The organism is Bacillus sp. B.PNR1 (genome assembly GCF_030386235.1).
GTDB lineage: Bacteria > Bacillota > Bacilli > Bacillales > Bacillaceae > Bacillus > Bacillus stercoris.
On sequence record NZ_JANYMN010000003.1, the window covers coordinates 94,818 to 121,434 of the forward strand.

Consider the following 26,617-nt stretch of genomic DNA (forward strand, 5'->3'; position numbering starts at 1 on the left):
TACAAAACCTTTTTATATCAGTGTTTATTTATTTTGATTATAAGGTTTTATAATGATTTATTCATATTGAGGAGTAAAAATGGAGTAGCGGTCTTTTTTAAAAAAATTACCTTATTAATGATGTTTACTTAGTAACCGCCCTGCTCGAAGTAATCGGTTAAGGTGAAAATTAAGATAAACATAAAAAAAGCAGGCGCGTTCACCTGCTTTTTTTTAAAAATATTCCTATTAGAGTGTTTTAGCTTTATCCTAAACTTAAAATTCTTTTTATTACATTAGGAATAACAAATGAACGTTTGGTTTCTTTATTTACCTGAATAATGTCTTTTTGTGTTTTCCCATTCTCTTCCCAAGTGACTTCTACCTTATAATCATTGGAGGTATTTGGTGGATCTGCCATTATCGCTACTGCTATTTCTTTTGCATTCTTAGGTTCATCACCTGCTTGACCTGATGCTTCCACCGTATTATTTTCTTTGAAAACAACCTTTTTTATCAAAAATTCAGATCTGCCTTCCCATTTAATATGAACAGCCCACAAATCTTTCCTTGCAAGATCGATGTCTTTTTCAGGAGCATAGACAGCGCTCCATTTCCCATCTTTTGAATGCCCCTTTAGAATTGGCGGCTGATGCGTCGCAGTATAAAAGAACCAACTTAAAAAGACTAATAGAATAATAGAAAGGATAGTTGCTAAAATAAACTTACTTTTTTTCATTTCAGACTCCAATCTCTATATGTAATAAATATGAAGTTTATTTTACACTAATATAGGAAATTAATCGATGAATTACTTTTTTTATTTAAATTTAATCAATCTGTATTTCTTGACGCCTGCTACATTTTTAATATTTCTTTCTAAATAATCATCCGAATGACCTGACAGATATAAAGTTCCGCCTGATTTACCATAAACAAACATTGTGTGATAGTAAGTACTGCGCCCTTTTTTCATAAACTGTACAACATCACCTGGTTTTGCATTTTTCACTACATCGTTTACTTTACTATAGGTTTTTACAGTTTGTGTTCTAGCCCAATAAGCGCCAAAATCAGATACTCTTATCCATGATGTTGAGATTGCACGCCCTACCCTATAGGCTTTTCCAATACCTTTATGATTGATAAAGCTGTACCAGTATGAAGTAGTTGATGTTATCCAGAAAGGTTCAGCACTTCTGTCTTGTTTTTCTTTTTTTCCGCCTGCATAAAGGATTTGAGAAACAAAGTTAGTGCAATCCCCACCACTCCCAGTGAAGTTAGCATAGTTTTTATTTCTCCCTTTATACCATTTCTTAGCATAAGCTTTTGCTTTTGAGACATTATATGAACTGCCCATTGCGGTAAACTTATTTTTTGATTCTTCTTCGCGTTTTTGCGCGATCTCTTCGACATGTTCTTCTTCTTCTTGTGATTCCTTTGCTACTTGTCCGATTGTTTTATCCTTAATATTATTTAAGTTAAAGGAATTTTTAGTTTGATTGTTCTCATTTGCGAAATAAAAGTTTTGTTTTTCTTCCAAATAGCTTACTAAGAAATCACAAATTAAACTATAATCTGCCCGATTAGCAAGCTCTTTATCTGTATCATTCAATAACTGATCATTTGCGAACTCCTCAAATTCTTTAGAGTCTATCTTATAATTTTTCCCTTTACTTTTTAAATAACCCTGCAAAATATTTTGTATTTCACCAAGTGTATATTCACTGCTCGGTTTTTTTAGAGCTCCGTTATCTCTTTCCACTGCAGAAGCGTAATCATTATTAATAAATAAAGTACTTATTAATAACAGAATTGAAAATGAAAATAAAGTAATTTTCTTCATATTAACCTCCTATTTTTAAAAATACCACTTTTATACATTAGTGCAATTATACTAATATGTCAATAAATTCATCTTATATAAAACCTTAATTTAACCTTAAAATTAAAACTTTAGTACCAAAAAAATCATAGTCTATTAGCAGAAAACTGATCTCTTTGACCTTAATTTAGTCCCTGCAACTATTTAAAGCATAAAAAACCCATACCAGCATTACTTGGTATGGGTTCTTAAACTAAGCCCTCAACATTGTAAATCCATTTCACTGGGTATGAAAGCTTTTTTCATTACACTTTCTAACTTCACTTACATTATTTCTATAGATTTTTATGAATTATGGTTAATAAAATCCCCTTACTTCTCCAACTCTCATTAAGTTCAAATGATCTAAGATTCTTTACCTCTTAAACAATTATTTTTCCGAACTTTCACATCTTTTCCATGGTAATATTTAGATATAAAATCACTGAAAGGATTGGACAATGAAGGTATTTGAAGCTAAGTCTTTGTTATCTGAAGCTGAAAATCGAGCAAAAAATTATAAAGAATTGAAAAATCAAATGATTAAGCTAAGAAATGCATTTAAGGCTGTTGCTGATCTGGATGACAGTGAGTTCTCTGGCAAGGGAGCAAACAATATTAAAGCATTTTATAACGATCATGTCGGTGTCACTGATCAATGGATTGATTTAATTGATATGAAAATCGCTTTCCTTACTAGTATCTCCGGTGTTTTAGAAGATGCCAGCTTATCTGATGCATATATCGAGGAATCCTTCTTAGAACATGAATTAGCAAACGCATATAAAAAATCAAAATCAATTATGTCTGAGCAGAAAAAAGCAATGAAAGATATTCTGAATGACATCGATGACATTCTTCCACTTGATTTATTTTCAACTGAGACATTTAAGGATGAGCTCTCTTCTGCCGAAAACAAACGGAAAAAAACTGTTGATAAAATAGGCGATGTGGACGAAAACTTAAAAACTGAATATGCAATAACTGAACCTAACGAACAATTCATTAAAGCAGACTTTCAAAAGTTACAGGAATCAACAGGTAAGGGCAAGAATGCTACACCCCTTCACTATAATGCCAAGGCATATCGTGAGAGCGATATACATAAGAAAAAAAGCGATATCGAGAAGCAATCTGAAGCTTATTTGAAGATCAAAAAAGAAGAAGCTAAAAAACGCGAAATAAAAGATTTGAAAAAACAGCTTGTAAAGGTAACAGATCCAGACGAGTATTTAAAAATCGCTAAAAAAATAGGATACGAGAATTTGGAACCTGACCAGCAAGTTTATTTCCGCCAACTCGAAGAACTCCAACAAAAAGCTGAAATTGGAAAAGGTATTGCAGTGGGAATGTATGAAGCAGGTAAAGATACAGTGATGGGTCTCTATCAACTTGCAAGACACCCGATTGAATCGCTTTCTGGAACTGTGAACGCAGCCTTACATCCAATCGATACTTATAAGATCATAGCAAAAGACATAGAAGACACTTTTCAACGTGATATGATTAATGGAGATAGCTACAGCAGAGCAAAATGGGTTTCCTATGTAGGGAGTACTGTTGTTCTTGCAATAGTTGGTCCGAAGGGTATTGATAAAGTATCCAAAGTTGCAAAAGCCGGTTCAAAAGTTGCTGCACTTAAGACACTTGAAGTTTCAAAAACAGGAATAAAAAAAGGTATTGAACATGTTAAAATACCAAATGTTTTTGAACAACAGTATGCAATGGCTGGTGGTTCAAGGACTTTTCCATTCAACACAATAGATGGGGAGAGTTATAAAAAATCATTTCATCAGTTTTCCAAGAAGGTAGCTGATGTAACTCGAAAACCTTTTACGGGGAAATACATTGATGTTCCTTGGTTAAATAAAGAAAAATATACTGCTGCTGAAATAGAAGGAAAAGTGAAAGCTAAAGGAAATATAAAAGACGTAAGCCGAAAAGTGTATATGTTAAAAGATATAGACCTAAATCAAAAAAATCGTAAAGGCCAAACAAATCTTCAATTAATGAAACTTGGCAATGCACCTTTTGCAAAGGACGGAACACAAATAAACCTACATCATTTAATCCAAGAAGAACCTGGTACAATGGTTGAAGTTCCTGAAAGCCTGCACAAAAAATATCACAATATTCTCCATGGTTTAAAGGAAAACGGGCAAAGTTTTAGAAACAATCCCGAACTTTCTGCTCAATACGACAGTTTTAGAAAGAGATATTGGAAGTGGAGAGCACAACAATTTGAAAAAAAACAGTAAGAGGTGAATTTTATGGATTACTCAACAATACAAAAGTTTTTAGAAAAAAACAAAGAATTCTCTATTATCACTGGAGGAGTCAGCGAAAAAGAGATTCACGAGATAGAAGAAGAACTTGAAGTTTCTCTCCCCGAAAGTTATAAATGGTTTTTAAAAGAGTATGGTTCTGGTGGTGCATACGGAACAATGATCCTTGGTTATGACTCTGAAGGTGCTGAAGTTGTAGAGCAAACAAAAGAATACAGAACATTTTACGGTCTTATACCAGGTCTTGTTGTTATTGAGTATATAGATGAATTCTCTTATTGTCTTGATACAAACAGAATGGTGGATGGAGAGTGTCCAGTTATTCTTTGGGATAACAGTGAAGGATATGGTTATACTGCTGCATGTAATTTTCTTGAATTTTTTCTTCAGCGACTTGAAAAAGGTAAAGAGGACTTAGATGAAGATGAGGATTGGGAAGATTAATCTTTACAATTCTCAAAATAAAGGTGTTAGAAAACCATACCAAGATGCTTTGGTATGGTTTTCTAAGATAGACTCTCACCTTTTGAAATCTATATTTATTGCAATTCCTTTTTCATTCCCATCACCTACGTTTGTTATGAGTTTTAGATGATGATTAATTTGAATATGTTCTATAAAGACTTATACCTCTAAACCAAAAATAATAAAGATACTAGTATTTTTGGTATCTTCCTCTAAATAAAATCCCTCAACTTTGTAAGTCCCATTATGTTTAAAGGATCTAAGATTCAGTACCTCCTTTGATTCTTTCACATCTATGGTAATATTTAGTTATGAATTCTCTACATTGACAGTTTTGAAGCCAAGTCCTTGTTATCTGAAGCTGAAACGGAGCAAAAGATATAAAGATCGTATGAGGTAGGGAGAGTAGAACAATTCTATCCTGAAAAATAGGAGAGGTAAAATGTTTTATATTCAATCATTAATTCTTAGGCCAAATAAGAAGATAAACGATCTTTCAATCTTAAAAAATAATATTGACGATTACTTTGTTCCACTTAGCAATATAGAGGGACTAAAGAACATAAAACCACAGTTAGACTCTTACTATTTATCAGGGGCGATTATTTTAAAATATGGTGAAAAAGTTTTGCTTGATGTCACTATGTGGGACTTGGTTGACCAATTGTGGGCTTATTTTTTAAATCTAATTGAAGAAGCTAATGAAACAGGAGAAAGCGAAACTTATTTTCCAGATCAACCCCTTCTATTGAAAATGAAATCAATATCGAATGATATGTTGTTATTTCAGATTGGCCAACAACAAAAAGTGTTGCTACCGAAACTTGATTTTTTTGAATCACTCTTAAAGAATGCGAGAAGTTTCTTTGAAACTATGAATTTTGTTTTAGAAGAAAACTGTGATTATGAGTATGAACTTAATAAGATCGATGAATTGCAAACCAAAATCAAATGTATGTGAGGTTAAATGTGAATTACTCTAGGTGAAAAAATTCTTTGATGAGAATAAAAAATATTCAATTCTTACTGGAGGTGTCATAGATAAACAAATAGGTACCAAGAAGTTGTAACTCGTCCTCAAAAATTATTTCTTAGAGATAAGAGTTTTCATTACTTATTTTCAATTTTTAACATTGAACTTCCGAGAGGAGAAATCAAATGAATCCTTTATTGTTAGATGTGCCTTTACAATTGGAAACAGAAAGACTAATCCTTCGAGCACCACACCAAACAGGAGACGGAAAAATTGTAAACCAAGCGATTAGGGATTCCTTTAATGAATTAAAAGCGTGGTTGCCATTTGCTCAAGAACTTCCTACTGTTGAAGAAACAGAGATAAATTTAAGAAATGCTCATATAAATTTTTTAAAGAGGGAAAGTTTTCGTTTTCTTATTTTTGATAAAGCTAGCAATAACTTTATAGGAATAACTAGCCTTCAGAGGATTGACTGGACCATTCCTAAATGTGAAATTGGGTACTGGGTAAATACTAAATTTGGCGGGAATGGATATATGACAGAAGCAGTAAAAAAATTAGCTACCTTTGGGTTACATAATATTAAATTTAGAAGAATTGAAATAAGATGTGAATCAACAAACCTCAAAAGTCGTGCTATTCCAGAAAAACTTGGGTTTGTATTCGAAGGCACTTTAAGAAATGATGATTTATCCGCAGATGGAAGCAAGCTGACCGACACTTGTTTTTATTCCATAATAAAGTAAAATCGTACGCTTAAAATAACGGATGCGTTATTAAAACAAAAAGGACATAACATATTTTGTATGCTAATATACTATGCCTTTTTATCTTATTTAACTATATACTTTTGCGGACAAATCAGACCACCTACTTAAAGTAAGTGGTCAGTTTTAGTCACAAAATACGTTCTGTTCAAAAGACACAAAAAATACCAAGGTACTCTAAACCCTTGGTATCATTGATGCGGCCGAGAGGACTTGAACCTCCACGGGTTATTCACCCACTAGGCCCTCAACCTAGCGCGTCTGCCATTCCGCCACGACCGCGTGATGATGAAATTGTGTTTGTGCTGGTTTATTAGGCTCTTAACCTAGTAAAACCAATTTGCGTGCACTTTGTAAATAAAGTGCGGGTGAAGGGACTCGAACCCCCACGTCGTAAGACACTAGATCCTAAGTCTAGCGCGTCTGCCAATTCCGCCACACCCGCAAAAAGATAAGTGGTGAGCCATGAAGGACTCGAACCTTCGACCCTCTGATTAAAAGTCAGATGCTCTACCAACTGAGCTAATGGCTCTTACTATTCGATTTCAAAAAATAAAAATGGCTGGGCTAGCTGGATTCGAACCAACGCATGACGGAGTCAAAGTCCGTTGCCTTACCGCTTGGCTATAGCCCAACGAAATGGAATGACCCGTACGGGATTCGAACCCGTGTTACCGCCGTGAAAGGGCGGTGTCTTAACCGCTTGACCAACGGGCCGATGGTTGAGAACTTATATCGAAATCTTATGGCGGAGAAGGAGGGATTTGAACCCTCGCGCCGCTTACGCGACCTACACCCTTAGCAGGGGCGCCTCTTCAGCCACTTGAGTACTTCTCCAATATGGCTCCACAGGCAGGATTCGAACCTGCGACCGATCGGTTAACAGCCGATAGCTCTACCACTGAGCTACTGTGGAATAATGAGACAAGACTTATTATATCAGCCTTGATTTTCAGTGTCAAGAGGTAAATGTTTTTATTTATCTCTCGTAACGACTTTTATAATGTAACATAGGCTTGCCATATTCGTCAACCTTTTCACGAAAAAATTCTTTTTATTTTCCCGCGGCATTTTCCGCATCTGTATCTGTCAGGGTTCATAGCCCGCTTCTTTATATACTGTTGGCCGCAGGCCGTACAGATATACATATAAGTTTTTTTGTTTTCCGCTTTTTTCTTAAGGGGTGTACAGAACCTCGGCGCGTTGACTTGCTGCAAAAGCACTCTAAAATCTCTGTCTCTGTGCTTGTACCCTTTTCCTTCAAGGTGAAGATGATAATGGCAGAGCTCATGCTTGATGATGCCGATCAGCTCCTCCCTGCCGTGTTCAATCAAATATTTTCTGTTCAATTCAATGTTATGGGAGGTTAACAGGTACCTGCCGCCAGTGGTTTTAAGCCTATCATTAAAAAGCGCCTGATGGCGGAACGGCTTTTTAAAATACGTTTCAGAAATATCCTCTGTCAGCTTTTGAAGCTCTATATTATCCATAGTGCACCTCACTTAAAAAACATTGAACGGGACAATTCACCGTTCGCATACAATATGGTAATCACTGTCCCTCTTATGATAAAAGCTGAGGAGGAATGAGCCTATGCCAAATTGGCTTAAAAAACAGATGCAAAAAGCGTTCCTTGAAAAAGATAATTACCAAATTAAACTGCTGAATCAATGCTGGTATTTCTATAGGAAAAAACACTGCTCGTAAGCAGTGCTTTTATTTTACCATAGACAGCGATACTCTGCCTTTTTGTACATCTACGCCGTCAACCCAAACTGTCACGATATCGCCGACAGAGACAACATCAAGAGGATGCTTGACGAATTGATTGCTGAGTTTTGAGATATGCACAAGCCCGTCTTGTTTGACTCCGATATCAACAAACGCTCCAAAGTCCACTACATTGCGCACGGTGCCCTGCAGTTCCATTCCCTCTTTCAAATCTTCCAGCTGAAGGACGTCTGTTTTCAGCAAAGGCTTTGGCACCTCGTCACGGGGATCGCGTTCTGGCCTTGTCAGCTGTTCACAAATATCTTTCAGAGTGATTTCGCCGATTCCCGACTCTTTTGCCGTTTCAGAAAGTGCCAGCTGATTGATTTTGTCCTTCAATTCCGCCGTGCCAATCTGTTCTGTTGAAAACCCGAGTTTTTTCAATAGCGCTTTTGTTTCTTTATAGCTTTCCGGGTGGATGCCTGTTCTATCCAAAGGCTCTGTCCCTTCCTGCACTCTTAAGAAACCGATACATTGCTCGTAAGTTTTCGCACCGAGCCTTGGGATGTCCTTCAGTTCTTTTCGATTTGAAAACTTTCCGATTTCCTCACGTTTTTTGACAACGTTGCCTGCGACAGACTTCGATAATCCCGCTACATACTGAAGCAGCGCGGCAGATGCTGTGTTGACGTTTACTCCAACCTGGTTTACGACCGTTTCGACGACAAACCGCAGAGATTCATTTAAGCGCTTTTGGCTGACGTCATGCTGATACTGTCCGACACCCACAGACTTCGGATCGATCTTAACGAGCTCCGCGAGCGGGTCTTGAAGTCTACGCGCAATAGATACGGCACTGCGCTCTTCAACCTTAAGGTCAGGGAATTCTTCTCGGGCAAGCTCAGAAGCCGAATAGACGCTTGCTCCCGCTTCATTGACAATTACATAATAAATTTTGCGCGGCATATCCTTTAGTACATTGACAATGAATTGTTCTGTTTCTCTGGATGCTGTGCCGTTTCCGATCGCCACCATCTCGACTTGATATTGCTCGAGAATCTTTTTCACCTTTTCATGAGCTTCTTTTGTTTTGTTGACTGGCGCATGCGGATAGATTACATCAATTTTCAAGACTTTTCCGGTCTCATCTGACACAGCGAGCTTACAGCCGGTTCGAAAGGCTGGGTCAACACCGAGAACGGTTTTGCCTTTCATTGGCGGCTGAAGCAGAAGCTTTCTCAAGTTTTCTGAGAAAATATGAATCGCCTGTTCATCGGCTTTTTCTGAGAGCTCTTTCCTGATTTCACGCTCGATTGCCGGCTGGATCAGTCTTTTATAGCTGTCCTCAATTGTCTCCTGCAAAATCTCTTTTACGGATGTTGAGCGGTTTTTGATGATTTGTTTTTCTAAATACGCTTTAATGTGATCCGCAGGCGGTTCGATCGATACCTTTAAAATGTCTTCTTTTTCGCCGCGGTTCATTGCCAGCACCCTGTGCGGAACGACCTTTGCGATTGGCTCTTCATATTCATAATACATTTCATACACATTTTTTTCGTCCGTGTCTGCCGACTTTCCGGCAACAGACTTAATGGTTCCTTTTTTGAAGGTTTCCTGGCGAATCCACTTTCTGAAAGACGGCTCGTCTGAGATTTGTTCCGCAATAATGTGCTTGGCGCCTTCAATCGCTTCTTCTCGTGTGAACACTTCTTTTTCTTCGCTGATGTACTGTTCTGCTGTTTTTGCCAGACGATCATCTTGGGGGAGTGTCAGGATATAGTCGGCAAGCGGCTCCAGGCCTTTGCTTTTAGCGACTGTCGCCTTTGTTTTGCGTTTTTGTTTATAAGGGCGGTAAAGGTCTTCCACTTCCTGAAGCTTCACCGATTGCTCGATTTTACGTTTTAGATCATCTGTCAGTTTATCCTGCTCTGCAATCAGCCTGATGACTTCTTCTTTTCGCTGATTCAGGTTTTGTATGTATTGCCAGCGTTCAGAAATCGTTTGAATCTGAACCTCATCCATTGAACCCGTCTGCTCTTTTCGATACCGGGCAATAAACGGGACTGTGTTGCCGTCCTCAAGCAGACGGATAACACTTTCAACATGTTTTTGTGATAAACCTATTTCTTTCGCAATTTGCTGTTTTAAAAGGGCTGACGTTTCCATGTAACCAAAGCCTCCAATTTTGTCGTTCTTTCTCTAGTGTATCAAAAACCGAAAAAAACACATAAAAAAGACAGCTGGCGCTGCCCGTATCTTTACTCATGTTTCAATAGTTCCTGTAAGCCGCTCAGAAAATTCTCTTTTTTCATCGCAGCTGCAAAGAAGGCTTGATCAATCTTCTCAACAATTGGCAAAGCCGCTGTTACTTTTTCTCCTCCTGTTTCTGTAAGAGACAGGAGGACCTCTCTTTTATCCTGGGGATTTTTGCTTCTTTGGATAAATCCTTTTTTCTCAAGCGTCCGCACAACCTCCGAAACCATCATGATATTGGTCTGGCTGAAGCTTGCAAGTTTTTTTTGCGTGACGGTTTCTCCGTGAGCAATCATATACTTGCACGAGGTCAGCAGAACAAATTGAACGTGGGTCAGGTCAAACTCAGCCAACGCTTTTCCCACTTTCCGCTGCCAGCTTTGCGTGGCCTGCCATAATAAAAAGCCCGGGCTTGTGTTCGGACCGCTAAATTTAGAGTGCCATTCCACTTATGTTAACTCCCATCGCTTGTGCTATTGTCAAAAAATCATTTTTGCTGATTTCAAAGTGTCCTCTGCGAAATAAAAAGCCAAGATGCTTGGTTTCCTGAACAAATTCAAGCTTTGGTTTAATGTCGTAAAAACCGATTTTATGGCATGGATAATAGTCTATATCTAATCGGTATGGAATAAAATTCGGAGCCATTTGATACGGATAGATATTTCCGCTTTTCACTTTGCCGATCGCAGTAAAGCTTCGCAGCAGTTTGCCATCTGGATATGCGTCTCTTGGAGAATAATAAATCAGCCAATCTCCCTCATTCATTTTGGCGAGCGGGGCTTTTTTTCCATGGCACAGCTGTGCAAAACCACCGGCAGCACCTTTTAATACATGCTGCTCTGACACAACGCCGATCCAATAATTTGTGTTCATTTTATCACTCCTCCGCATAGGTGAACAAGCCTGCTGACAGCCGCCGGGATGTCTTTAGACAGTTCAGTCCCAATGATTTCTCCACATTTTTTTGCTTCAGCACCATCTAATACAATTCCATGTGTGATACGCAAACCTTCTTTTTGCTTTTGAAGCACGTGAGAAAATTCCATTTTTACATTGTTATGCGGCATGTTGGCCATGATAGAAAATGACCGATGTTTCTCCACATGCTCAAGCCAAAAAGGAACTGTTTTTCCTTGCAGATGCAATGTTCCTTCCGTTCCCTTTTGAAATGGTCCTTTCAAAGAAGCTGATGCAACACCCGCATCCCATTGATCCCATGTTTCTGTTTGCTGATAACGGCTCCAGATTTTGTCTATATCCGCATCAGCTATCGCAGTGTATTCATAATTCCACATCCCATAAGCCCCCCAAAATGATAAGTTCACTTATTAATTATAATAAGCGCACTTATTAATAGTCAACCAAAAAAAAAGAAGCCGGATGTTCAGCTTCTTTTTTCTGGTTTCCTAGGACAGATGTCCAAGAATATAGGTCAGATCATCTTTTCTCGATGTCGTATACATTTTCAGCGAATTCGATATGTCTTCTACCGATTGGCCCTTTTTCAAATGGGAGCGGATATCGGGTACGTTGAGTCCATCTGTATGTATAATGAACTTTGAACCCTTTTCATAAGTGGCGGTGTGCGTTTTGTATTTTTGCGGCTTGCCTGATAAATAGCCCGAAATCGGCAGAGGATAAAAGCTTTCACCAGACGGAGAATGCAGAATAAACCGTACATTGCCGACAGCGCAGTACGTAAACTGCCTTTGTTCAAAATTGATTTTCAGGATAGATGCTGTGGCGCCTCTTTTGTTTTTCATCGCCTGATTACAGCGTTCGATAATGCTTTGTACGTCTTCATTCGCATAGTTTTCCACTAAGTCTTTGATGGCTGCAGAGGATTCGTTTGCAAGCGATCCACTTCCAAGTCCGTCAGCAACCGCACAAATTAATTCCTTGTCATCAGCTTTCATAAAAAAGCTGTCTCCGCAAATCGATTTTCCTTCTTTATTCAGTTGATATACTAGAGTTTGAATATGCTCGTTTTCTTCAACCTGGATCATTACATTAACTCCATCGAGGGATCTTCAATCAAGGCCTCTCTGAGCTTCTTCACAGCTTTGCGCTGCAGACGCGAGACGTGCATTTGAGATATACCGAGAATGTCCCCAGTTTCTTTTTGGCTTTTGTTTTGAATATACGTAAGGTCTATGATTTGTTTTTCACGGTCTGAAAGGACATGAAGCACGCTTTGCAGCATCATTTGCTGGTTGACTCGCTCATATCCATCCTCCTGTGATCCGACGATATCAAGGATCGTGACGGTGCTTCCGTCCGAATCCGCTTCAATGCTGTGGTCAACGGATAAGGCTTGATAGCTTTTGCCCATTTCCATCGTTTCAAGAACCTCTTCTTCAGAAACATCGAGGAATTCGGCAATCTCTTCAACTTTCGGCGATCTTTGTGTTTCAGTCGTCAGCTGATCAACCGCCATTTTGATTCTTGGCCCCAGTTCTTTAATCCGTCTCGGCACGTGAACGCTCCATGTTTTATCTCTGAGGAAACGTTTAATTTCACCGATGATTGTCGGAATTGCAAAAGCTTCAAACGATTTCCCGACAACAGGATCGTATCGCTTAATCGCGCCGAGCAGCCCGATCATGCCGACCTGGCGGAGATCCTCGTGGAAGCTTTTTCCTTTTGAATATTTTTTCGCAAGCATGTCAACCAGATTTGTATACACCCGCACAAGCGTTTCCTGCGCCTGTTCATCTTGCTTTGTTTGGTAATCGCTTATGAGCCGATCGACTTCATCTTTAGTTAGTTTCGTAGTTTTTGATGGTTGTGTCATGATCAACTCGCTCCCCATTTAAATACTTTGTCATCGCTACAGTGACGCCGGAGTGATTTTGCACTCTAACTTCATCCATGAGCGTTTCCATTAAATATAGACCGAGCCCTCCTTCTGATAATTGATCAACTGTGTGCGAAGGTGTGTACGGCCCTAGATCCTGCTGCTTTTGATCAAAGTCAAAGCTGTCTCCTTCATCCGCCACAATAACCTCTAAACGGTCTTCAAACACACCGAATCGTATTGACACTTCCCCATTTTTATCTTCTTTGTAAGCATGCTGAACCGCATTTGTGCACGCTTCACTGACTGCGATTTTCAAATCTTCAATTTCATCATACGTATAGCCCATTCTGCTTGCGACGCCTGACAGCGTCAGTCTTATAATTCCCACATACTCAGGTTGGGCCGGCACTTTCATTTCGATGTAATCAGCTTTATTCTTCATTGCACTCCACCTTCTGACTTTGCAGAAATATCAATGATGTCCTTCAGGCCTGTAATGTCAAACAGGCGGATCAGGCGGTCAGAAAGATTTTCAAGTTTTAACGAACCGCCTTGTTTTTTTACTGTTTTAAAGATCCCTACAAAAACGCCCAATCCGGTACTGTCCATGTAGCTGACATCTTTCAGGCAAATTCTTAAGTCCGCACCTTGTTCTGCCAGAGGCACAAGCTTCTCTCTGAGCACCGGCGCTGAGTATACATCAATTTCTCCTGCAATGTTTACTTGTATATCATTCTCGTTTTGCTTCACATCAACATTTATATTCATCCGTATCACCTCAAATTTTCCTTCAAATCACTAGTTGCTTTATACCCTCGTCTGGCAGACGTTAAACCTTTCTCCGCAAAACAATTAACGTAAAATCATCGTGAAGCTGAAAGTCCTGTAATTTGAGGAGGCTGTCATAAATGTTTTTGACCATTTCCTGCGCGGAGGAACACATATGTTCCTCAATGAGCTTCTGCAAATCAGGACGCTCCAAGAAACCGTTTTCTGTTCTGCATTCTGTGACGCCGTCAGAAAATAAAACGATCATATCACCCTTTTCCAGATGCTGATCGAATTGTCTGTAGTCATAATCCTGCGAGATGCCGAGAACGAGTCCTTTAGCCTCTAAATCATAAAACGCGTTGTCTTTTTGAGAATAATAGAATCCCGGTTCATGTCCCGCCGAAGCATATGTAAATCGATGCTTGTCCATATTGTAATTGGCATAAAACATCGTAATAAACATACTAGCGTCAACGTTTTGTTCAACAACACGATTTAAATTTTTCAGCACCTGGGAAGGGTGTATGCCCGTTTCCGGCAAAGAGTCCATTGCGTATTTAATCATGGACATACAAAGAGCTGCTGGAATGCCTTTCCCGATCACGTCCGCGATTGCAATATTAATGGATTCCTTGTCTTTGACGAAGTGGTAGTAGTCACCGCTCATCTGTTTGGCAGGCACACTGATGGCGCCGATATCCAGCGCGTCCTCCTGCGGAATTTTTGTTCCGAGCAGCGTCTGCTGGACATTAGCTGCGATTTCAATTTCTGATTTGATTTCCTGCTGTATCCCTCTAAGGGTTTGATGCTCCTGATAAGCCATTCCATAACCAATCATGACTTCTATTAAAAAATCCAGCGAATGAAACACATCTTCCGGGAGACTTGGATACAGCTCCTTCAGCACTTTTCTATGAATACTGATGATTTCTTCCGGAGGAATTTGGTGCTCGATTGTTTTTCGGCTGAATTTTTGGGCTTGATATAAAGATGTTTCTGTTAATTCGGCTATATATCGGCTAAGCAGCTGATGATACCGCTGCTCAATAACCTCCCTAAAATCCACGTTCTTACCTCCTACCGAAGCCATTTGATGGCTTGTATCTCTGTTCCTTCCCCCGATACGGAATTTAAGCTGAATTCATCCATCAGCCTTTTGACCCCGGGAAGTCCCGCACCAAGTCCTCCAGACGTTGAAAATCCGTCTTCCATGACTTTGCGGATATCAGGAATTCCCGGCCCTTGGTCTTCCGCTATGATTTTCAGGCCCTTTTTTCCTCTGTCTGCGACCTGTTCAATTCCAATCTGCCCTTTGCCGGCATATAAATAAATATTCCTGGCTAATTCTGAAATAGCCGTTGTAATTCTAGCCTGGTCTACAGTGCCGAAACCCAGTTCTTTCGCAACGTTTCGTCCCAGCTGTCTGGCGGCTACAATATCCCATTCTGTCATGATTTTTACACAGGATTGGTCGTTCATTCGCTATTCCCCCAATTCCCGCTTCAATGTCTCAAGCCCTTGCTCTAAGTCGAGCGCTGTTTCGATTTCCTCAAGCGCGATTCCAAGTTCGATCAGCGTCACTGCCACAGCGGGCTGAATGCCGGTCAAGACAACTTTTGCCCCCATTAACTTGGACATTGTTATGACGTCGCCCAGCACTTTTGCGATAAATGAATCAATCATATCCACAGATGTCAGGTCAATGACAACGCCGTTAGCACCTGTTTCATATATTTTATTTAATAAGTCTTCTTGAAAGGTTAATGCAGTTTGGTCATCAAGTTCCCATTGAATGGACACTAATAAGCAATTATACAGTTTCAAGATCGGGATTTTTGGATGTCTCACAATGTTATTCCCCCAATGAAACGATTTTTCGATCCGTCATTTCCAACGCTGTTTGAATTCCTTTTTGCAGGGTATTCTTAGTTATAACTTGGGATAAATCAATCCCCAGGTTAACGATGGTTTGAGCAATTTCCGGGCGGATTCCGGCCAGCAGGCATTTTGCTCCGACAAGCCTTACCGCTTCTGATGCCTGAATAATATGATGGGCAACCATCGTATCGACGACAGGGACACCGGTAATGTCAATCAGCACGACCTGGGAACGGTGTTTGACAACGCCATTAAGAAGGTTTTCCATAATTCGTTTCGCGCGTTCTGTATCAATTGTTCCAACTAGCGGCATCACGGTGATATTTTCAAACACCGGAATAAGCGGCGCAGACAGCTCCTGCAGCGCGATCTTTTGCAGGGATACTGTTTTTTCCCATGAGATTGAGTATTGATTAAAAATTTCTGTGTTAATCGGGCTGAAAAATCGGTCAATCTGCCAGATTAACTCCGTGCTCTCTTGATCTGGCAATCTCTTATCATTCATTTTCGTGTAGAGACGTTTCCAGAATTCAGCAAGCGCAGTAGCCAAAAACTTCAAAGAAATTCCGATTTGGACCGCCCGAAGCGCCAGTTCACTGATTTGGCTTTCAGCAGCGTTTTCGTCCTTAACAGACAGCAGCAGAATGTCGATATACTCTTTAGATATATTTTCATACACTTGGTCAGTCAGCTGATAGGATTCTTGATCGCTTAATTCTTTTAGTGTGTCAGTCCACAGTTGGAGCAGTTCATTTTGATTTTCGGCAATGAACTGGTATACAGTCTGGTTCGACATCAAATTCGCTTACCTCCCAATAAAAAACAACATATTTTTTCGTTATTTCATTATTATATCGTTTATGTTTTTTGAAAACAAAAAAAGTTGCTCTTTGTGAGCAACCTGCAAATATGTCTAAAAATCAATGAGTGCCAAACTGATTTGCAAGGCTTCATCAACCTTATCCATCATTTCATCATCCAGATGAGTAATCTTATCCGTTAACCTTTGCTTGTCAATCGTCCGAATTTGCTCCAGCAAAATAACGGAATCTCTTTCAAAACCGTAGCGTTTTGCATCGATTTCGACGTGGGTTGGTAATTTCGCTTTCTGTATTTGTGCTGTTATGGCTGCAACAATAGCAGTTGGGCTGAAGCGATTTCCGATGTCATTTTGGATCACTAAAACCGGGCGCACCCCGCCTTGCTCTGAGCCAACAACAGGAGATAAATCAGCAAAATAAACATCGCCGCGTTTCACAATCAAATGATTATCCTCCGCTGACTAAGCGCTCAACTGTCGTTTCAGCCTCGCACTCCGCAAAGTGAGCCTCAGAAGAAATATTCAGGTTGATTTTCGCCATTTCCATATAGCCGCGTCTCATCAAATCACGGTTGTGACGAGTTGTTCGTTCGCTGACATACGCTCTCACTGCTTGTGATATCAGTTCGTTTCTGCTTCGTTTCTCCCGCATCGCTACACCATCCAATTCAGCTACTAGGTTTTCGGGCAAGCTGATTTTCATTTCGGTTCTTGCGCTGGATTCAGACAAAAAACATACACCTCCACCAAACTTACGGATACGACTCTTTTATCCATCCAGTGATAATGATACCATTATTCACTCTTCAAGCAAAGCTGTTTTATAAATTCGCCATATAAGTAAGCTAATTGCTTGTATTGACCTGCAACAAAGGATTTCTTACTTCCATTATACTCCCATTTTCCAAAAACATACGGGGAACGCGGGAACTTATTGTACAGGCCACTTCATAGTTAATGGTTTTGAGCCTTCCTGCAATCTCATCCATGGAAATATATTCATCTCCCTGCCGGCCTATTAATGTGACTTTTGTGCCCGGCGGATATTCCTGATCCAGCTCCACCATAAATTGGTCCATGCAAATTCGGCCGGCAATTTTTAGGCGTTTTCCCTTCACAAGGATGTCGGTCCCCTTCAATTTTCGGAGCCAGCCGTCCGCATAGCCTACAGGCACCGTCCCGATCCATGTGTCTTTTTCTGCTGTGTACTCGGCTCCGTAGCTGACGCTCTCGCCTTTTCTGATCAGTTTGACATGCGACAGCGTCGAATGCAGGGTGAATGCCGGACGCAGCTGAAACGGTATCTCGTCCGAAATGTCAGCAGACGGGCGAAGGCCATACATGCCAATGCCGAATCTGACTGCATTAAAAAAGCCTTTTTTCAGCCGAAGTCCGGCGGCGCTGTTCGCGCAGTGGACCATCAAATTCTTTAACGGCAGCGGAGCAATCAGCTCTTTAAAACGCTCAAACTGCTTTAAGAAATAGCCTCTTTCTTTTTCATCTGCTGTCGCAAAATGGGTAAATACCCCTTTGCACTTTAAACGGGGGTTGCGGTCAAGAATGGCCATCACGTTCTGAACTTCTTCCTCTGTTTTGACACCAAGCCTGTTCATCCCCGTATCGACCTTCAGATGAAAATGAAGAGGACCTTTTTTCGTGTGGCGGGCTGCCTCCTGAAGCCATTCAACGGAATAACCTGTTAAGGTCACGTCATACTCCGCAGCGATTGCCACATACTCCGGGGGAACCGCGCCGAGCACCAATATAGGCGCCTTCAAGCCCTTTTTACGCAGTGAAATCGCTTCATCCAAAATGGCTACGGCCAAGCATGAAGCACCTGCGTCAAGAGCAGCCTTTGCTGTTTCTGCATCACCATGCCCGTAGGCGTTTGCTTTTACAACTGCCATTAGCTGGACATGTTCACCGATATGTTCTTTCATATTGCTGACATTTTCCTTTATCGCGGACAAGTCAATTTCCGCCCACGTATCCCTGTAAAAAGGTTTTGTGCTCATTACGACACTTCCTAGCTTTTATTCAATATCATTTACATATCATACTAAAATTAAAGGCCAAAGGGAAACGATGTCTAACGAAAAAAAGGCCAAATCATGTTTGGCCTTTGGCGGTTATTTCGATGATTGTCCCTGCATGCTTTTCGCTACTGTCACCATTTCCTCTTTAGAAAGATCTTTAGAAGAGAGAAGGTAATCAACGCCGTCATATGTCCATGATAATGATGCATCCGACAAAGCGCCGATGGTGTAGCCGAGATTTACCGGTTCGCCGTTCAGCGTAACGGAGGAGGAGGCCTTGGCAATCTGGGCCTTTTCCTGAATTAACGTAAATGATTTTTCTCCTCCGTACGTCATGATGATGCGCTTCCCGTCTTCAGTAGAGATATCTTTTTCTTCAAGCAGCTTTACGCCAAGCGGCAGTTCCAGCGGCGTTTTGACCGCGAATGTATCAGAAGGCTTCGCGCTTGTGGCAACATCCATTTGAGAAAGGGTCATATTTTTCTTTTCGTCAAATGATTCTTTATCAAATTGTTTATTAAATTCAAAGTTGCTGAATTCTACTTTGACCATCACTTTCCGGTCAGTATCCATCACTTTGACAGATGACGGGCTCATATCTTTTTTGTTAAAAGTGATTTCTTGCGTCGGCAGCATTTTGTTATGCTGATAGTTTGTTTTTGTTTCGAATACGTATTTCTTTTCTTTCGCTGTGAAAACTGCATCCGAATCGTTTTGAACATCCTTTACGAGCGATTCAAACAGATAGACCTGACTGCTGTTGTTCGGCCAGTCGCTTTGAAATCTGAAGCTCTTATTTAAAGACGGCGTGAGAACGAATACTCCGTTTTCATTTCGTAAAATGACTTGGTTTTGGTCCTTTTTCGGATTTTCTAAATAAACCCTGTACAGAGACGGCTTTTTGTGCCAGATTTCCACATTGTATACTTGAGGCTCACTCCCTGTCTCGATGGTCATTTTCGCTTTTGCTTTGTACGAGGTGTATTCTTTCGCCTTTTCATCTAACCCGGCCACAATATCTTGCTGTGTTTTTTGCCCGCAGGCAGAAAGAATAAGAACAGCAAGCAGTCCCGTTAAAAGCAAAACAAAGCTTTTTCTCACCTTTTTCAACCCCTTTTTCTCAATTGATGTAAAAGGAAGAAATCGCTTGTTTGACTTTAACGGTACGCTCGGTACACGTTTAGGCAGAACAGATGCGTACCATAAAAGCCTCAAACAACTTGTCTCCCTTAATGCACTATCAAATATATGAGTGGGGTTTCCCTAATATGCAGACTAGCTTGACAACCTTTCGATCACAACCTGCGCGGCAGCGTATTCTTTTGTGTGAGTGATTGATACGTGAACGGCGGCCTGGCTCAGTTTGGTACAAATGATGTAGGGCTTGCCATTTTGGTCTTTCCTAATTTCAATGTCCTGAAAACTGAGCTGCCTCCCTATACCGGTGCCAAATGCTTTCGAGAACGCTTCTTTTGCCGCGAATCTGCCTGCGAGAAATTCGATTTTTCTTTTCTCTGAAAGCTCACGATACTGGTCAAGCTCGCTTCGCGTCAAAATCCGCTCGGCAAACCTTTTCTGGCGTCCAGCCATAGAGGCGATCCGTTTAAGCTCGGTAATATCCAGTCCAATGCCGTAAATCATGTATGATACCTCCTTTGCGTACGTACTATTTAAATGGTTTGTCTCATAAACGTGTTACTATAGATATACCAAAATGAAGAAAAGGGGCTCGGAATGTTTATACGGACTGAAAATTTTCAAACGTTTATCAGGCTTTATCCCGTTGTCACCTTTATATTGGCTTTGCAAGCTGTTCTCTGGCTGTTTTTTTCACTCCCTGTCCATTCAGTCGTTTTATGGAGGGATACTGTCGCAGGCTATAATCTAGGCGTCGCTAACGGTGAATGGTGGCGGCTGATCACACCGATTTTGCTGCACGCCGGTTTCACACATCTGCTGTTTAATTCCATGTCCATCTTTTTATTTGCCCCGGCTTTGGAACGCATGCTGGGAAAAGCGCGTTTCCTTCTTGTGTACGCCGGCTCCGGCATCATCGGCAATATCGGCACTTATGTTACAGAGCCGCTTGATTACGTGCATGTCGGGGCTTCAGGCGCCATTTTCGGGCTATTCGGCGTGTACCTGTTTATGGTTCTTTTTCGCAACGAGCTAATTGGGCAGGAGCATTCCAAAATGATCATCACACTGCTCGCATTTGCCGTTCTCATGTCGTTTATCAACTCCAATATTAACATGATGGCTCATCTGTTTGGACTATGCGGCGGGTTTCTTCTTTCGTTTTTGTGTGTGCAAAAAAAAGAGCGGCGGTATTAACCGTCGCTTCAGATTGTTGACAAAATCCTAAAATGGTTTTCATTTTAGGATTTTGTCATCTTTTCAGCGTGATTGAAAACCCTTGAAGTCTAGGAAGGACGAGCATAGGAGCGGACATTCACAGGATGTGATGACGACAGCGTTTAGGCAGGACGCCTGAGAATTTAGCCGTTGATCCACTTCGCATTGAGCACCGAAGCGCAGTCCTGACAACAAATGCGAGGGTTTGCCGACACGCTGGAGCGGTGGTATTAACCTTCCGCTTTTTCATATGAGTACCAGTTTAAAATGAAGGCTGCATCCTCTTCACCTACATCCCTCACCGTTAATTCTTCCATGTGGCTCGATGATTTCACTGAAGTAGAAATGGTATACAGGCGGCCTTTCTTTTGGAAATAGGATTGGCTGAACTTGCAAACCTGCATTCGTTTTTTGAGTACAATGGCGGTTGTTCTGCCTATAAATCTAGACGTCAGCTGCAGACGGTTCCCGTTGATTGTCCACGCAGCGTCTTTATACGCGAGATAGCCGAAAAACAATTCAATCGGCAGCAGAATGACCGACAGGTAGCCCCAGGGCTGAAAGAAAATACATAACGGAATGATCAAAAAGAGCGAAAAAATGACAGAACGGAACAAATAGCGTTTCAACGCGCGCCGCGGCAGGCGGCGGGAGTTTTCTTCCAGCGTGTATTCCGGCGTAAATGTTCGAAGCATGTGCGGAAGCTTTTTTTTATGAATCATTGGAAAGAGAATGGTCAACGCACCTTCTTCTTTTTCACGGTCGCCGCCGCCCGCACTGACGATGGACACCGTTACAAAGCCGAAAAGCTGGCGGATGATGTTTTCTTTTATTTTAATTGCTTGAATTTTTCGCAACGGAATCGTGACTTGATGTTTTTCAATAATTCCTCTTGAAATCACCAGTTCCTGCTCTTTTTTTATGATTTGAAAGTTCGCGTATCTAAACATCATGCCCGCAATGCTGAAAATCCAGGCGATAAATAAACCGATAAAAATGAGTACCGCGTAAATACCGATGCTGGCGTGCTGAAGAAAGGAAAATTTATCGAATAACCAATCCATCGGCAATACTTCATCGAGCTGGGAAATAAGCGCAAATACAGCCGAGATAATGACTCCGATTCCGCCGGAGGTAGAAGCGGCCATGAGCAATTCTTTCGCGTTCATGCGATAGTGCTCTTGCACCTCAACGGCAGGATCTAACTCCTCCTCAGCTTCAAGCTGTTCATCATCAAGTTCATTTTCTCGTCTTTGCGCTTTTTTCTTAAAGACAGCTTCTTTGATGCGTTCAGCCTCTTCCACAGAAATAGCAGAAAGAACGGCTTCTGCCTCCTTGCCTCCGCCCGCTGTTTCAATTTGCAGCTTCACAAGCTTAAAGATTTGCTGGACAAGGCCCGCGCTCGTATTCATCGTTTGAATCCGATCAATCGATATGTATCGCTTTTTCGTCACAAATAAGCCTTCTTCGATTCTAAATTCATCATCTTCAATTCGATAGGTAAACCTTCTCCATTTGATGATGCTTGCCGCTACAAGCCAGATGAACAGCACACCGAGCGCAATGGCTCCGTAAAAACGGACAGTATGGTTTGAATTGACGATATACACAAAAAAGAATGGCAGAATGATATTTTTTATTGTTTGAATAATGGTATGGCATAAATTCAAAATGACTGCTGCCGGGTGCAGGCGTTTCGGTTCAGACATCATCGTCAGTCACCCTTGCCAGACGGGAAATGGAGTCTCTCAGCCGGTCCGCTTCCTCCATCTCTAAAGCGGGGATCGAATGAACGGTCGCAGCCGTGGAAATTTTCACTGTTGCCAGATTGTATTTTTTCAATAATGGCCCTTGCGACGTATCAACGTGCTGAACCCTGACCATCGGGACAATCACACGTGTCACCACAAAAATACCTGACTGAATATCTATTTCATTTTCATGGACTTCATATCGCCACACCTTATGACGGACCTTCGGAATGAGAAAGACCGTCACAATCGATCCCAGCAGCCAAACTGCGCCGAGCACGCCGCTGATCCAGTACGGCCAATGAAAATAATAGCTTAACACTGCAACTGCTATGACGATAAGCAAGCAAACAGCGGATATGATGATCTCTTGAAGTCGCCAAACCTTTAATCCGTCTGGACTGATTTGGTTTTTTGGCTGCTCTCTCAAAAATACCTACCTCCCTTTTTTTCGTCGTTACTTATACGTCTCTTGTACGGAAAGGTTTCATTCTTAAGCATACATAGAAAAATGGCTTCCGTCAGCTGAAAGTTTGCTGAATCACAAATCGTGAATATAAAAAAGCCCAAAACATGATGTTTTGGGCTCTAAATCGATCAAATTAGTATGATTTTTTCTGGCGTCTGTCACCTGACGAACGGCGATCGTTTGAACGCTTTTTGTCGTAGGAAGAACGGTTGTTGCTTTTCCCTTTTCCGCCGCGGTAGCCGCCGCCTTGGCCGTCTCTGCGTTTAGAAGAGCGCTGGTTTTTGTAGCGTTTGCTGACCATCGGCGCTTCGTCTGTTAAGCGAACCGGTGTATTGTCCGGCTCTTTTGTAGACATTTTGATAGCCGCTGCAACCACAGTCACTGCATCATGATCTTCAAGCAATTCAGCTGCCGCTGTCATGTAGAAGTTCAGGTTGTTTTCGCTGATTGCCGTACGAAGACGTTCAACCGTAACCTGCTGCTGGCCTTCTAACGCTTCATCAAGTGTAGGCTCTTTCATGCGGTCCATTTTGCGTTTTGTTGTTTGTTCAATTGCGCGAAGCATGCTTTTCTCACGCGGTGTAATAAACGTCATTGCCATACCTGTTTTTCCTGCACGGCCCGTTCTTCCGATACGGTGAACGTAGCTTTCAGGATCTTGCGGCACGTCAAAGTTGTACACGTGTGTTACGCCTGAAATATCAAGTCCGCGAGCGGCAACATCAGTTGCGACAAGAACTTCGATTGCGCCTTCTTTGAATTTACGAAGCGCAACCATACGTTTCGCCTGCGTTAAGTCACCGTGAATTCCTTCAGCTGCATATCCGCGAAGGTTCAGGGCTTCAGCCAGCTCATCGACACGGCGTTTTGTACGTCCGAATACGATCGCAAGCTCAGGAGACTGAATGTCAAGAAGGCGAGTCAGTGTATCGAATTTTTTGCGTTCTTGCACTTCCAAATAGAACTGCTGAATGTTAGAAACCGTCATTTCTTTCGCTTTTACTTTTACGTGTTCCGGCTCAGTCATAAAGCGCTCTGCAATGCGTTTGATCGGCGCAGGCATCGTAGCAGAGAACAGAAGTGTCTGATGCTCGCTCGGCACGTTTGAAAGGATAGATTCAATGTCGTCAATGAATCCCATGTTCAGCATTTCATCCGCTTCATCCATTACAACAGTATTTACATTGTTTAAACGAATTGTGCGGCGGTTGATGTGGTCAAGAAGACGTCCAGGTGTTCCGACAATAATATTCGGATTCTTCTTTAACGCCCGGATTTGTCGTCCAATATCCTGTCCGCCGTAAATAGGAAGAACCTTCGCACGTTTATCTTGTCCGATTTTATATAATTCTTCAGATACTTGAATGGCTAATTCACGGGTTGGCGCGATTACGATTGCTTGAATATTAGGAGACTCGGGGTTAATTTTTTCAACAAGGGGTATACCAAACGCAGCTGTTTTACCTGTACCTGTTTGCGCTTGTCCAATGACGTCTTTATTTGAAAGTCCGAGCGGTATTGTTTGTGCCTGAATCGGTGTTGCTTCTTCAAATCCCATACGATTAATTGCTTTCATGAGATCAGAACTTAAATTAAAATCTTGAAACGTTATAGTCAAATTATTCAAACTCCTTCTAATTGCTGTTTCAGTAATGTCGTGATTTACCACTTATAAAACTGCCCTTTAGACAAGAAGGACAGGATCCATCCGTATACAAAGCCCGAATTACTTTAAGTTTTATCTTACCATTACACTATTTGTTTTTCAATAAGATGAGAAGCAGATCGGCATCTCGAATATGCCGGCTGCTGCTCCATCCGCTCCCAAGAATCCGGCGGAGAACTTTGGGCAGCGGATGAAAAGGCCGGACGAATATGTTCGTATCGCGAAATAACCTATATATATTGTATCATAGCCGCAGCCGGCCAGATATACATAATTTCCGGCCGGCATACATTAGTGTTTGCACATCGTATGATTTTATGATGTAATATGATTTTTTTCACAAATTATTTTCTTAAGAAAGCGGGCTCTCTATTAAATCTTTAACGATTTCTTCAAGCTTCATACCTCTGGACGCTTTGAATAAAATCAAATCGCCTTTTGATGCGTTTTCCTTCACAGCTTGGAGGAGATCCTTTTTCTCAGTGTAGTGGCTGACACGGTCTTTCTCAAAGTGTTTCAGTGCGCCTTCCGCGATAAAAGCTCCCAGTTTTCCGTACGTAAAAACGCGGTCAATTTTTTCAGGGCTGATCACAGCGCCGCACTCTTGATGGAACGTTTCTTCAAGATCGCCGAGTTCAAGCATATCGCCGAGCACGAGCATTTTTTTGCCATAGCCTTCAAGACTTTCTGTCAATTGAATCGCAGCTTTCATGGAGGTCGGACTCGCATTATAAGCGTCATTGATTATCGAAAGGCCGCTGTCTGTTTTAATGAGTTCAAGTCTCATGCCGGTTACCCTTAGGCCGCTCAGTCCTGTTGCCGCATCCTCAGGCGTGATGCCAAAATTAGCCCCAGCAGCAATTGCAGCCATGGCGTTCATCACATTGTGCTTGCCGAGTATCGGAATAAAAAACGATGTTTCCATCCCTTTGATTGTAAAATGGGTGCCTTCCTCACTCTGGCTGACATCCTGAAGCTGATAATCATTATGCGCTCCCGTTCCGTACGTTTTCGTCCGGCAGCTGTATGCATTTTGAAGGAGCGGTTCGTCCCCGATATAAATCAGCACTCCATCTTCTTTAAGCCCGTTAATGATTTCAAGCTTCGCCTCCGCGATACCCTCTCTAGAGCCAAGGTCTTGCATATGCGATTCGCCGATATTCGTAATCACTGCCGCATCCGGGTTTGCCAGGCGGCTCAAAAGGTCAATTTCTCCTTTGGCGCTCATTCCCATCTCCAATACGGCGATCTCCGTATTTTCAGGCATCGCTAAAACCGTCAGCGGCAGACCGATATGATTATTGAAGTTTCCTCCTGTTTTGTGGACACGGTACCGGGTTCCCAGGACGGCGTGAATCATATCTTTCGTTGTCGTTTTGCCGTTGCTTCCGGTTACTCCGATGACACGCGTGCCAAGCTCCTGCAAATAGGCTTTTGCAAGCTGCTGAAGTGCGGTAAGGGTATCATCCACTAAAATGACGGCGTGATTCTCAGGCGGATTTGGTTCTGACCGATCCCAAAGAACGGCCGCTACACCGGCTTCAAAAGCCTTTTCCACAAAAGCGTGGCCGTCAAAACGTTCCCCTTTCAGCGGAATGAAAAGCTGATGTTGTTCCAGTTTTCTTGTATCGGTTGCCACTCCATGAATGACTGTTTGTTCATATTTCGGATTTGTCATCGTGCCATTGACCATTTCGGCAATGTTTTTTACTGTTCGCTTAATCAAGTGAGGTCCCTCTCTTTCTTTTGTATATACGGGAAAAAACACTGCC

29 protein-coding genes, 7 tRNA genes and 1 pseudogene are annotated in these 26,617 nt (G+C 41.5%); 6 read left to right on the forward strand and 31 right to left on the reverse strand.

Features of this window, described 5'->3' with window-relative positions; translation table 11 throughout:
• Positions 1-244 precede the first annotated feature (244 nt).
• Positions 245-718 carry a hypothetical protein gene (locus tag NZD81_RS17205; RefSeq protein ID WP_017695949.1) on the reverse strand — a complete coding sequence of 158 codons (474 nt, stop codon included), beginning with the start codon at positions 716-718 and terminating at the stop codon, positions 245-247.
• Between the two features lie 81 nt (positions 719-799).
• The gene (locus tag NZD81_RS17210) at positions 800-1,825 is read right to left on the reverse strand and encodes an amidase domain-containing protein (protein WP_289861014.1); all 1,026 of its coding nucleotides are present in this window, start codon (positions 1,823-1,825) and stop codon (positions 800-802) included.
• Between the two features lie 479 nt (positions 1,826-2,304).
• Here NZD81_RS17210 and NZD81_RS17215 point away from each other — a divergent pair, with 479 nt between their 5' ends.
• The 4 genes from NZD81_RS17215 (at position 2,305) to NZD81_RS17230 (ending at position 6,315) form a co-directional block, all read left to right on the forward strand.
• Positions 2,305-4,101: a T7SS effector LXG polymorphic toxin gene (locus tag NZD81_RS17215; protein ID WP_282373991.1), complete on the forward strand. Its 1,797-nt coding sequence runs from the start codon at positions 2,305-2,307 to the stop codon at positions 4,099-4,101.
• Positions 4,102-4,113: 12 nt separating this feature from the next.
• Entirely contained in the window at positions 4,114-4,572 is a 459-nt protein-coding gene (locus NZD81_RS17220; protein ID WP_282373990.1) for an SMI1/KNR4 family protein, read from the forward strand.
• Positions 4,573-5,035: 463 nt separating this feature from the next.
• A complete protein-coding gene (locus tag NZD81_RS17225; RefSeq protein ID WP_014662892.1) occupies positions 5,036-5,554 on the forward strand; it encodes a hypothetical protein in 519 nt (172 codons plus the stop codon).
• Between the two features lie 197 nt (positions 5,555-5,751).
• Positions 5,752-6,315: a GNAT family N-acetyltransferase gene (locus NZD81_RS17230; protein WP_040084102.1), complete on the forward strand. Its 564-nt coding sequence runs from the start codon at positions 5,752-5,754 to the stop codon at positions 6,313-6,315.
• A gap of 219 nt (positions 6,316-6,534) precedes the next feature.
• Here the strand turns inward: NZD81_RS17230 and NZD81_RS17235 are convergent.
• The 8 genes from NZD81_RS17235 to NZD81_RS17270 form a co-directional block, all read right to left on the reverse strand.
• Positions 6,535-6,618: transfer RNA gene (locus NZD81_RS17235), tRNA-Leu, on the reverse strand.
• An 81-nt stretch (positions 6,619-6,699) separates the two neighbouring features.
• Positions 6,700-6,781 (reverse strand) — tRNA-Leu (locus NZD81_RS17240).
• 11 nt (positions 6,782-6,792) lie between these two features.
• A tRNA-Lys gene (locus tag NZD81_RS17245) sits at positions 6,793-6,868 on the reverse strand.
• A gap of 27 nt (positions 6,869-6,895) precedes the next feature.
• Positions 6,896-6,970, reverse strand: a tRNA-Gln gene (locus NZD81_RS17250).
• 11 nt (positions 6,971-6,981) lie between these two features.
• Positions 6,982-7,053 (reverse strand) — tRNA-Glu (locus NZD81_RS17255).
• Positions 7,054-7,082: 29 nt separating this feature from the next.
• A tRNA-Ser gene (locus tag NZD81_RS17260) sits at positions 7,083-7,173 on the reverse strand.
• A 4-nt stretch (positions 7,174-7,177) separates the two neighbouring features.
• Positions 7,178-7,252 (reverse strand) — tRNA-Asn (locus NZD81_RS17265).
• 121 nt (positions 7,253-7,373) lie between these two features.
• Positions 7,374-7,826: a SprT family protein gene (locus NZD81_RS17270; RefSeq protein WP_040084104.1), complete on the reverse strand. Its 453-nt coding sequence runs from the start codon at positions 7,824-7,826 to the stop codon at positions 7,374-7,376.
• A gap of 103 nt (positions 7,827-7,929) precedes the next feature.
• On the opposite strand from NZD81_RS17270, the gene cmpA reads away from it, so the two are divergent.
• Positions 7,930-8,043, forward strand: a complete 114-nt coding sequence (gene cmpA, locus NZD81_RS17275) for a cortex morphogenetic protein CmpA (protein WP_003225207.1) — start codon at positions 7,930-7,932, stop codon at positions 8,041-8,043.
• Positions 8,044-8,052: 9 nt separating this feature from the next.
• On the opposite strand, the gene NZD81_RS17280 is transcribed toward cmpA, so the two are convergent.
• From NZD81_RS17280 to acpS, 17 genes and pseudogenes are all read right to left on the reverse strand, one after another.
• Positions 8,053-10,212: a Tex family protein gene (locus NZD81_RS17280; protein ID WP_289861015.1), complete on the reverse strand. Its 2,160-nt coding sequence runs from the start codon at positions 10,210-10,212 to the stop codon at positions 8,053-8,055.
• A gap of 92 nt (positions 10,213-10,304) precedes the next feature.
• On the reverse strand, positions 10,305-10,748 hold the full coding sequence (locus tag NZD81_RS17285) for a MarR family winged helix-turn-helix transcriptional regulator (protein ID WP_103031598.1): 444 nt from the start codon (positions 10,746-10,748) through the stop codon (positions 10,305-10,307).
• Positions 10,732-11,172: an EVE domain-containing protein gene (locus NZD81_RS17290; protein ID WP_147772930.1), complete on the reverse strand. Its 441-nt coding sequence runs from the start codon at positions 11,170-11,172 to the stop codon at positions 10,732-10,734. Before NZD81_RS17290 ends, NZD81_RS17285 begins: the two co-directional genes overlap by 17 nt.
• Positions 11,169-11,404: pseudogene (locus NZD81_RS17295) on the reverse strand (hypothetical protein). The gene NZD81_RS17290 and the pseudogene NZD81_RS17295 overlap by 4 nt, the downstream one beginning before the upstream one ends.
• A 301-nt stretch (positions 11,405-11,705) precedes the next feature.
• Complete coding sequence (gene rsbX, locus NZD81_RS17300) at positions 11,706-12,305, reverse strand: phosphoserine phosphatase RsbX (RefSeq protein ID WP_014662858.1); 600 nt, start codon at positions 12,303-12,305, stop codon at positions 11,706-11,708.
• On the reverse strand, positions 12,305-13,093 hold the full coding sequence (gene sigB, locus NZD81_RS17305; RefSeq protein WP_014662857.1) for an RNA polymerase sigma factor SigB: 789 nt from the start codon (positions 13,091-13,093) through the stop codon (positions 12,305-12,307). The genes rsbX and sigB overlap by 1 nt, the downstream gene beginning before the upstream one ends.
• Positions 13,059-13,541, reverse strand: a complete 483-nt coding sequence (gene rsbW / locus NZD81_RS17310; RefSeq protein ID WP_014662856.1) for an anti-sigma B factor RsbW — start codon at positions 13,539-13,541, stop codon at positions 13,059-13,061. The genes sigB and rsbW overlap by 35 nt, the downstream gene beginning before the upstream one ends.
• Positions 13,538-13,867 carry an anti-sigma factor antagonist RsbV gene (gene rsbV / locus NZD81_RS17315; protein ID WP_014662855.1) on the reverse strand — a complete coding sequence of 110 codons (330 nt, stop codon included), beginning with the start codon at positions 13,865-13,867 and terminating at the stop codon, positions 13,538-13,540. The genes rsbW and rsbV overlap by 4 nt, the downstream gene beginning before the upstream one ends.
• 61 nt (positions 13,868-13,928) lie before the next feature.
• Complete coding sequence (gene rsbU / locus NZD81_RS17320) at positions 13,929-14,936, reverse strand: phosphoserine phosphatase RsbU (RefSeq protein ID WP_014662854.1); 1,008 nt, start codon at positions 14,934-14,936, stop codon at positions 13,929-13,931.
• 11 nt (positions 14,937-14,947) lie between these two features.
• The gene (gene rsbT, locus NZD81_RS17325; protein ID WP_003240352.1) at positions 14,948-15,349 is read right to left on the reverse strand and encodes a serine/threonine-protein kinase RsbT; all 402 of its coding nucleotides are present in this window, start codon (positions 15,347-15,349) and stop codon (positions 14,948-14,950) included.
• A gap of 3 nt (positions 15,350-15,352) precedes the next feature.
• On the reverse strand, positions 15,353-15,718 hold the full coding sequence (gene rsbS / locus NZD81_RS17330) for an RsbT antagonist protein RsbS (RefSeq protein ID WP_003225190.1): 366 nt from the start codon (positions 15,716-15,718) through the stop codon (positions 15,353-15,355).
• A gap of 4 nt (positions 15,719-15,722) precedes the next feature.
• Positions 15,723-16,547 carry an RsbT co-antagonist protein RsbRA gene (rsbRA, locus tag NZD81_RS17335; RefSeq protein ID WP_014662853.1) on the reverse strand — a complete coding sequence of 275 codons (825 nt, stop codon included), beginning with the start codon at positions 16,545-16,547 and terminating at the stop codon, positions 15,723-15,725.
• A gap of 114 nt (positions 16,548-16,661) precedes the next feature.
• Positions 16,662-17,012, reverse strand: coding sequence for a type II toxin-antitoxin system endoribonuclease NdoA (gene ndoA, locus NZD81_RS17340; RefSeq protein WP_003156187.1), 351 nt, complete (start codon positions 17,010-17,012; stop codon positions 16,662-16,664).
• A gap of 4 nt (positions 17,013-17,016) precedes the next feature.
• Positions 17,017-17,298, reverse strand: coding sequence for a type II toxin-antitoxin system antitoxin EndoAI (gene endB / locus NZD81_RS17345; RefSeq protein WP_003225183.1), 282 nt, complete (start codon positions 17,296-17,298; stop codon positions 17,017-17,019).
• Positions 17,299-17,413: 115 nt separating this feature from the next.
• Complete coding sequence (gene alr / locus NZD81_RS17350) at positions 17,414-18,583, reverse strand: alanine racemase (protein ID WP_040084114.1); 1,170 nt, start codon at positions 18,581-18,583, stop codon at positions 17,414-17,416.
• A 114-nt stretch (positions 18,584-18,697) separates the two neighbouring features.
• Complete coding sequence (locus NZD81_RS17355) at positions 18,698-19,714, reverse strand: LolA family protein (RefSeq protein ID WP_080478309.1); 1,017 nt, start codon at positions 19,712-19,714, stop codon at positions 18,698-18,700.
• A gap of 165 nt (positions 19,715-19,879) precedes the next feature.
• Positions 19,880-20,245 carry a holo-ACP synthase gene (gene acpS / locus NZD81_RS17360; protein ID WP_069839917.1) on the reverse strand — a complete coding sequence of 122 codons (366 nt, stop codon included), beginning with the start codon at positions 20,243-20,245 and terminating at the stop codon, positions 19,880-19,882.
• 93 nt (positions 20,246-20,338) lie between these two features.
• Between acpS and NZD81_RS17365 the strand changes: the two genes are divergently transcribed.
• Complete coding sequence (locus tag NZD81_RS17365; protein WP_040084115.1) at positions 20,339-20,938, forward strand: rhomboid family intramembrane serine protease; 600 nt, start codon at positions 20,339-20,341, stop codon at positions 20,936-20,938.
• A 251-nt stretch (positions 20,939-21,189) separates the two neighbouring features.
• Here NZD81_RS17365 and NZD81_RS17370 read toward each other — a convergent pair whose 3' ends face one another.
• The 4 genes from NZD81_RS17370 to NZD81_RS17385 form a co-directional block, all read right to left on the reverse strand.
• Entirely contained in the window at positions 21,190-22,671 is a 1,482-nt protein-coding gene (locus NZD81_RS17370) for a PH domain-containing protein (RefSeq protein WP_289861016.1), read from the reverse strand.
• A complete protein-coding gene (locus NZD81_RS17375; protein WP_134976259.1) occupies positions 22,661-23,140 on the reverse strand; it encodes a PH domain-containing protein in 480 nt (159 codons plus the stop codon). The genes NZD81_RS17370 and NZD81_RS17375 overlap by 11 nt, the downstream gene beginning before the upstream one ends.
• Positions 23,141-23,312: 172 nt before the next feature.
• A complete protein-coding gene (gene cshA / locus NZD81_RS17380; protein ID WP_040084118.1) occupies positions 23,313-24,797 on the reverse strand; it encodes a degradosome RNA helicase CshA in 1,485 nt (494 codons plus the stop codon).
• Between the two features lie 400 nt (positions 24,798-25,197).
• On the reverse strand, positions 25,198-26,571 hold the full coding sequence (locus NZD81_RS17385; protein WP_103032391.1) for a UDP-N-acetylmuramoyl-tripeptide--D-alanyl-D-alanine ligase: 1,374 nt from the start codon (positions 26,569-26,571) through the stop codon (positions 25,198-25,200).
• Between the last annotated feature and the right edge of the window lie 46 nt (positions 26,572-26,617).

Coding starts and splice junctions, on each gene's coding strand:
- rsbT (WP_003240352.1), bottom strand. CDS start 15,349: ATGAACGACCAATCCTGTGTAAAAATCATGACAGAATGGGATATTGTA.
- NZD81_RS17225 (WP_014662892.1), top strand. CDS start 5,036: ATGTTTTATATTCAATCATTAATTCTTAGGCCAAATAAGAAGATAAAC.
- sigB (WP_014662857.1), bottom strand. CDS start 13,093: ATGACACAACCATCAAAAACTACGAAACTAACTAAAGATGAAGTCGAT.
- alr (WP_040084114.1), bottom strand. CDS start 18,583: ATGAGCACAAAACCTTTTTACAGGGATACGTGGGCGGAAATTGACTTG.
- NZD81_RS17210 (WP_289861014.1), bottom strand. CDS start 1,825: ATGAAGAAAATTACTTTATTTTCATTTTCAATTCTGTTATTAATAAGT.
- cmpA (WP_003225207.1), top strand. CDS start 7,930: ATGCCAAATTGGCTTAAAAAACAGATGCAAAAAGCGTTCCTTGAAAAA.
- NZD81_RS17280 (WP_289861015.1), bottom strand. CDS start 10,212: ATGGAAACGTCAGCCCTTTTAAAACAGCAAATTGCGAAAGAAATAGGT.
- rsbV (WP_014662855.1), bottom strand. CDS start 13,867: ATGAATATAAATGTTGATGTGAAGCAAAACGAGAATGATATACAAGTA.
- rsbX (WP_014662858.1), bottom strand. CDS start 12,305: ATGATCCAGGTTGAAGAAAACGAGCATATTCAAACTCTAGTATATCAA.
- NZD81_RS17215 (WP_282373991.1), top strand. CDS start 2,305: ATGAAGGTATTTGAAGCTAAGTCTTTGTTATCTGAAGCTGAAAATCGA.
- NZD81_RS17270 (WP_040084104.1), bottom strand. CDS start 7,826: ATGGATAATATAGAGCTTCAAAAGCTGACAGAGGATATTTCTGAAACG.
- rsbW (WP_014662856.1), bottom strand. CDS start 13,541: ATGAAGAATAAAGCTGATTACATCGAAATGAAAGTGCCGGCCCAACCT.
- NZD81_RS17220 (WP_282373990.1), top strand. CDS start 4,114: ATGGATTACTCAACAATACAAAAGTTTTTAGAAAAAAACAAAGAATTC.
- NZD81_RS17365 (WP_040084115.1), top strand. CDS start 20,339: ATGTTTATACGGACTGAAAATTTTCAAACGTTTATCAGGCTTTATCCC.
- NZD81_RS17290 (WP_147772930.1), bottom strand. CDS start 11,172: ATGAACACAAATTATTGGATCGGCGTTGTGTCAGAGCAGCATGTATTA.
- NZD81_RS17370 (WP_289861016.1), bottom strand. CDS start 22,671: ATGATGTCTGAACCGAAACGCCTGCACCCGGCAGCAGTCATTTTGAAT.
- NZD81_RS17230 (WP_040084102.1), top strand. CDS start 5,752: ATGAATCCTTTATTGTTAGATGTGCCTTTACAATTGGAAACAGAAAGA.
- NZD81_RS17205 (WP_017695949.1), bottom strand. CDS start 718: ATGAAAAAAAGTAAGTTTATTTTAGCAACTATCCTTTCTATTATTCTA.
- acpS (WP_069839917.1), bottom strand. CDS start 20,245: ATGATTTACGGCATTGGACTGGATATTACCGAGCTTAAACGGATCGCC.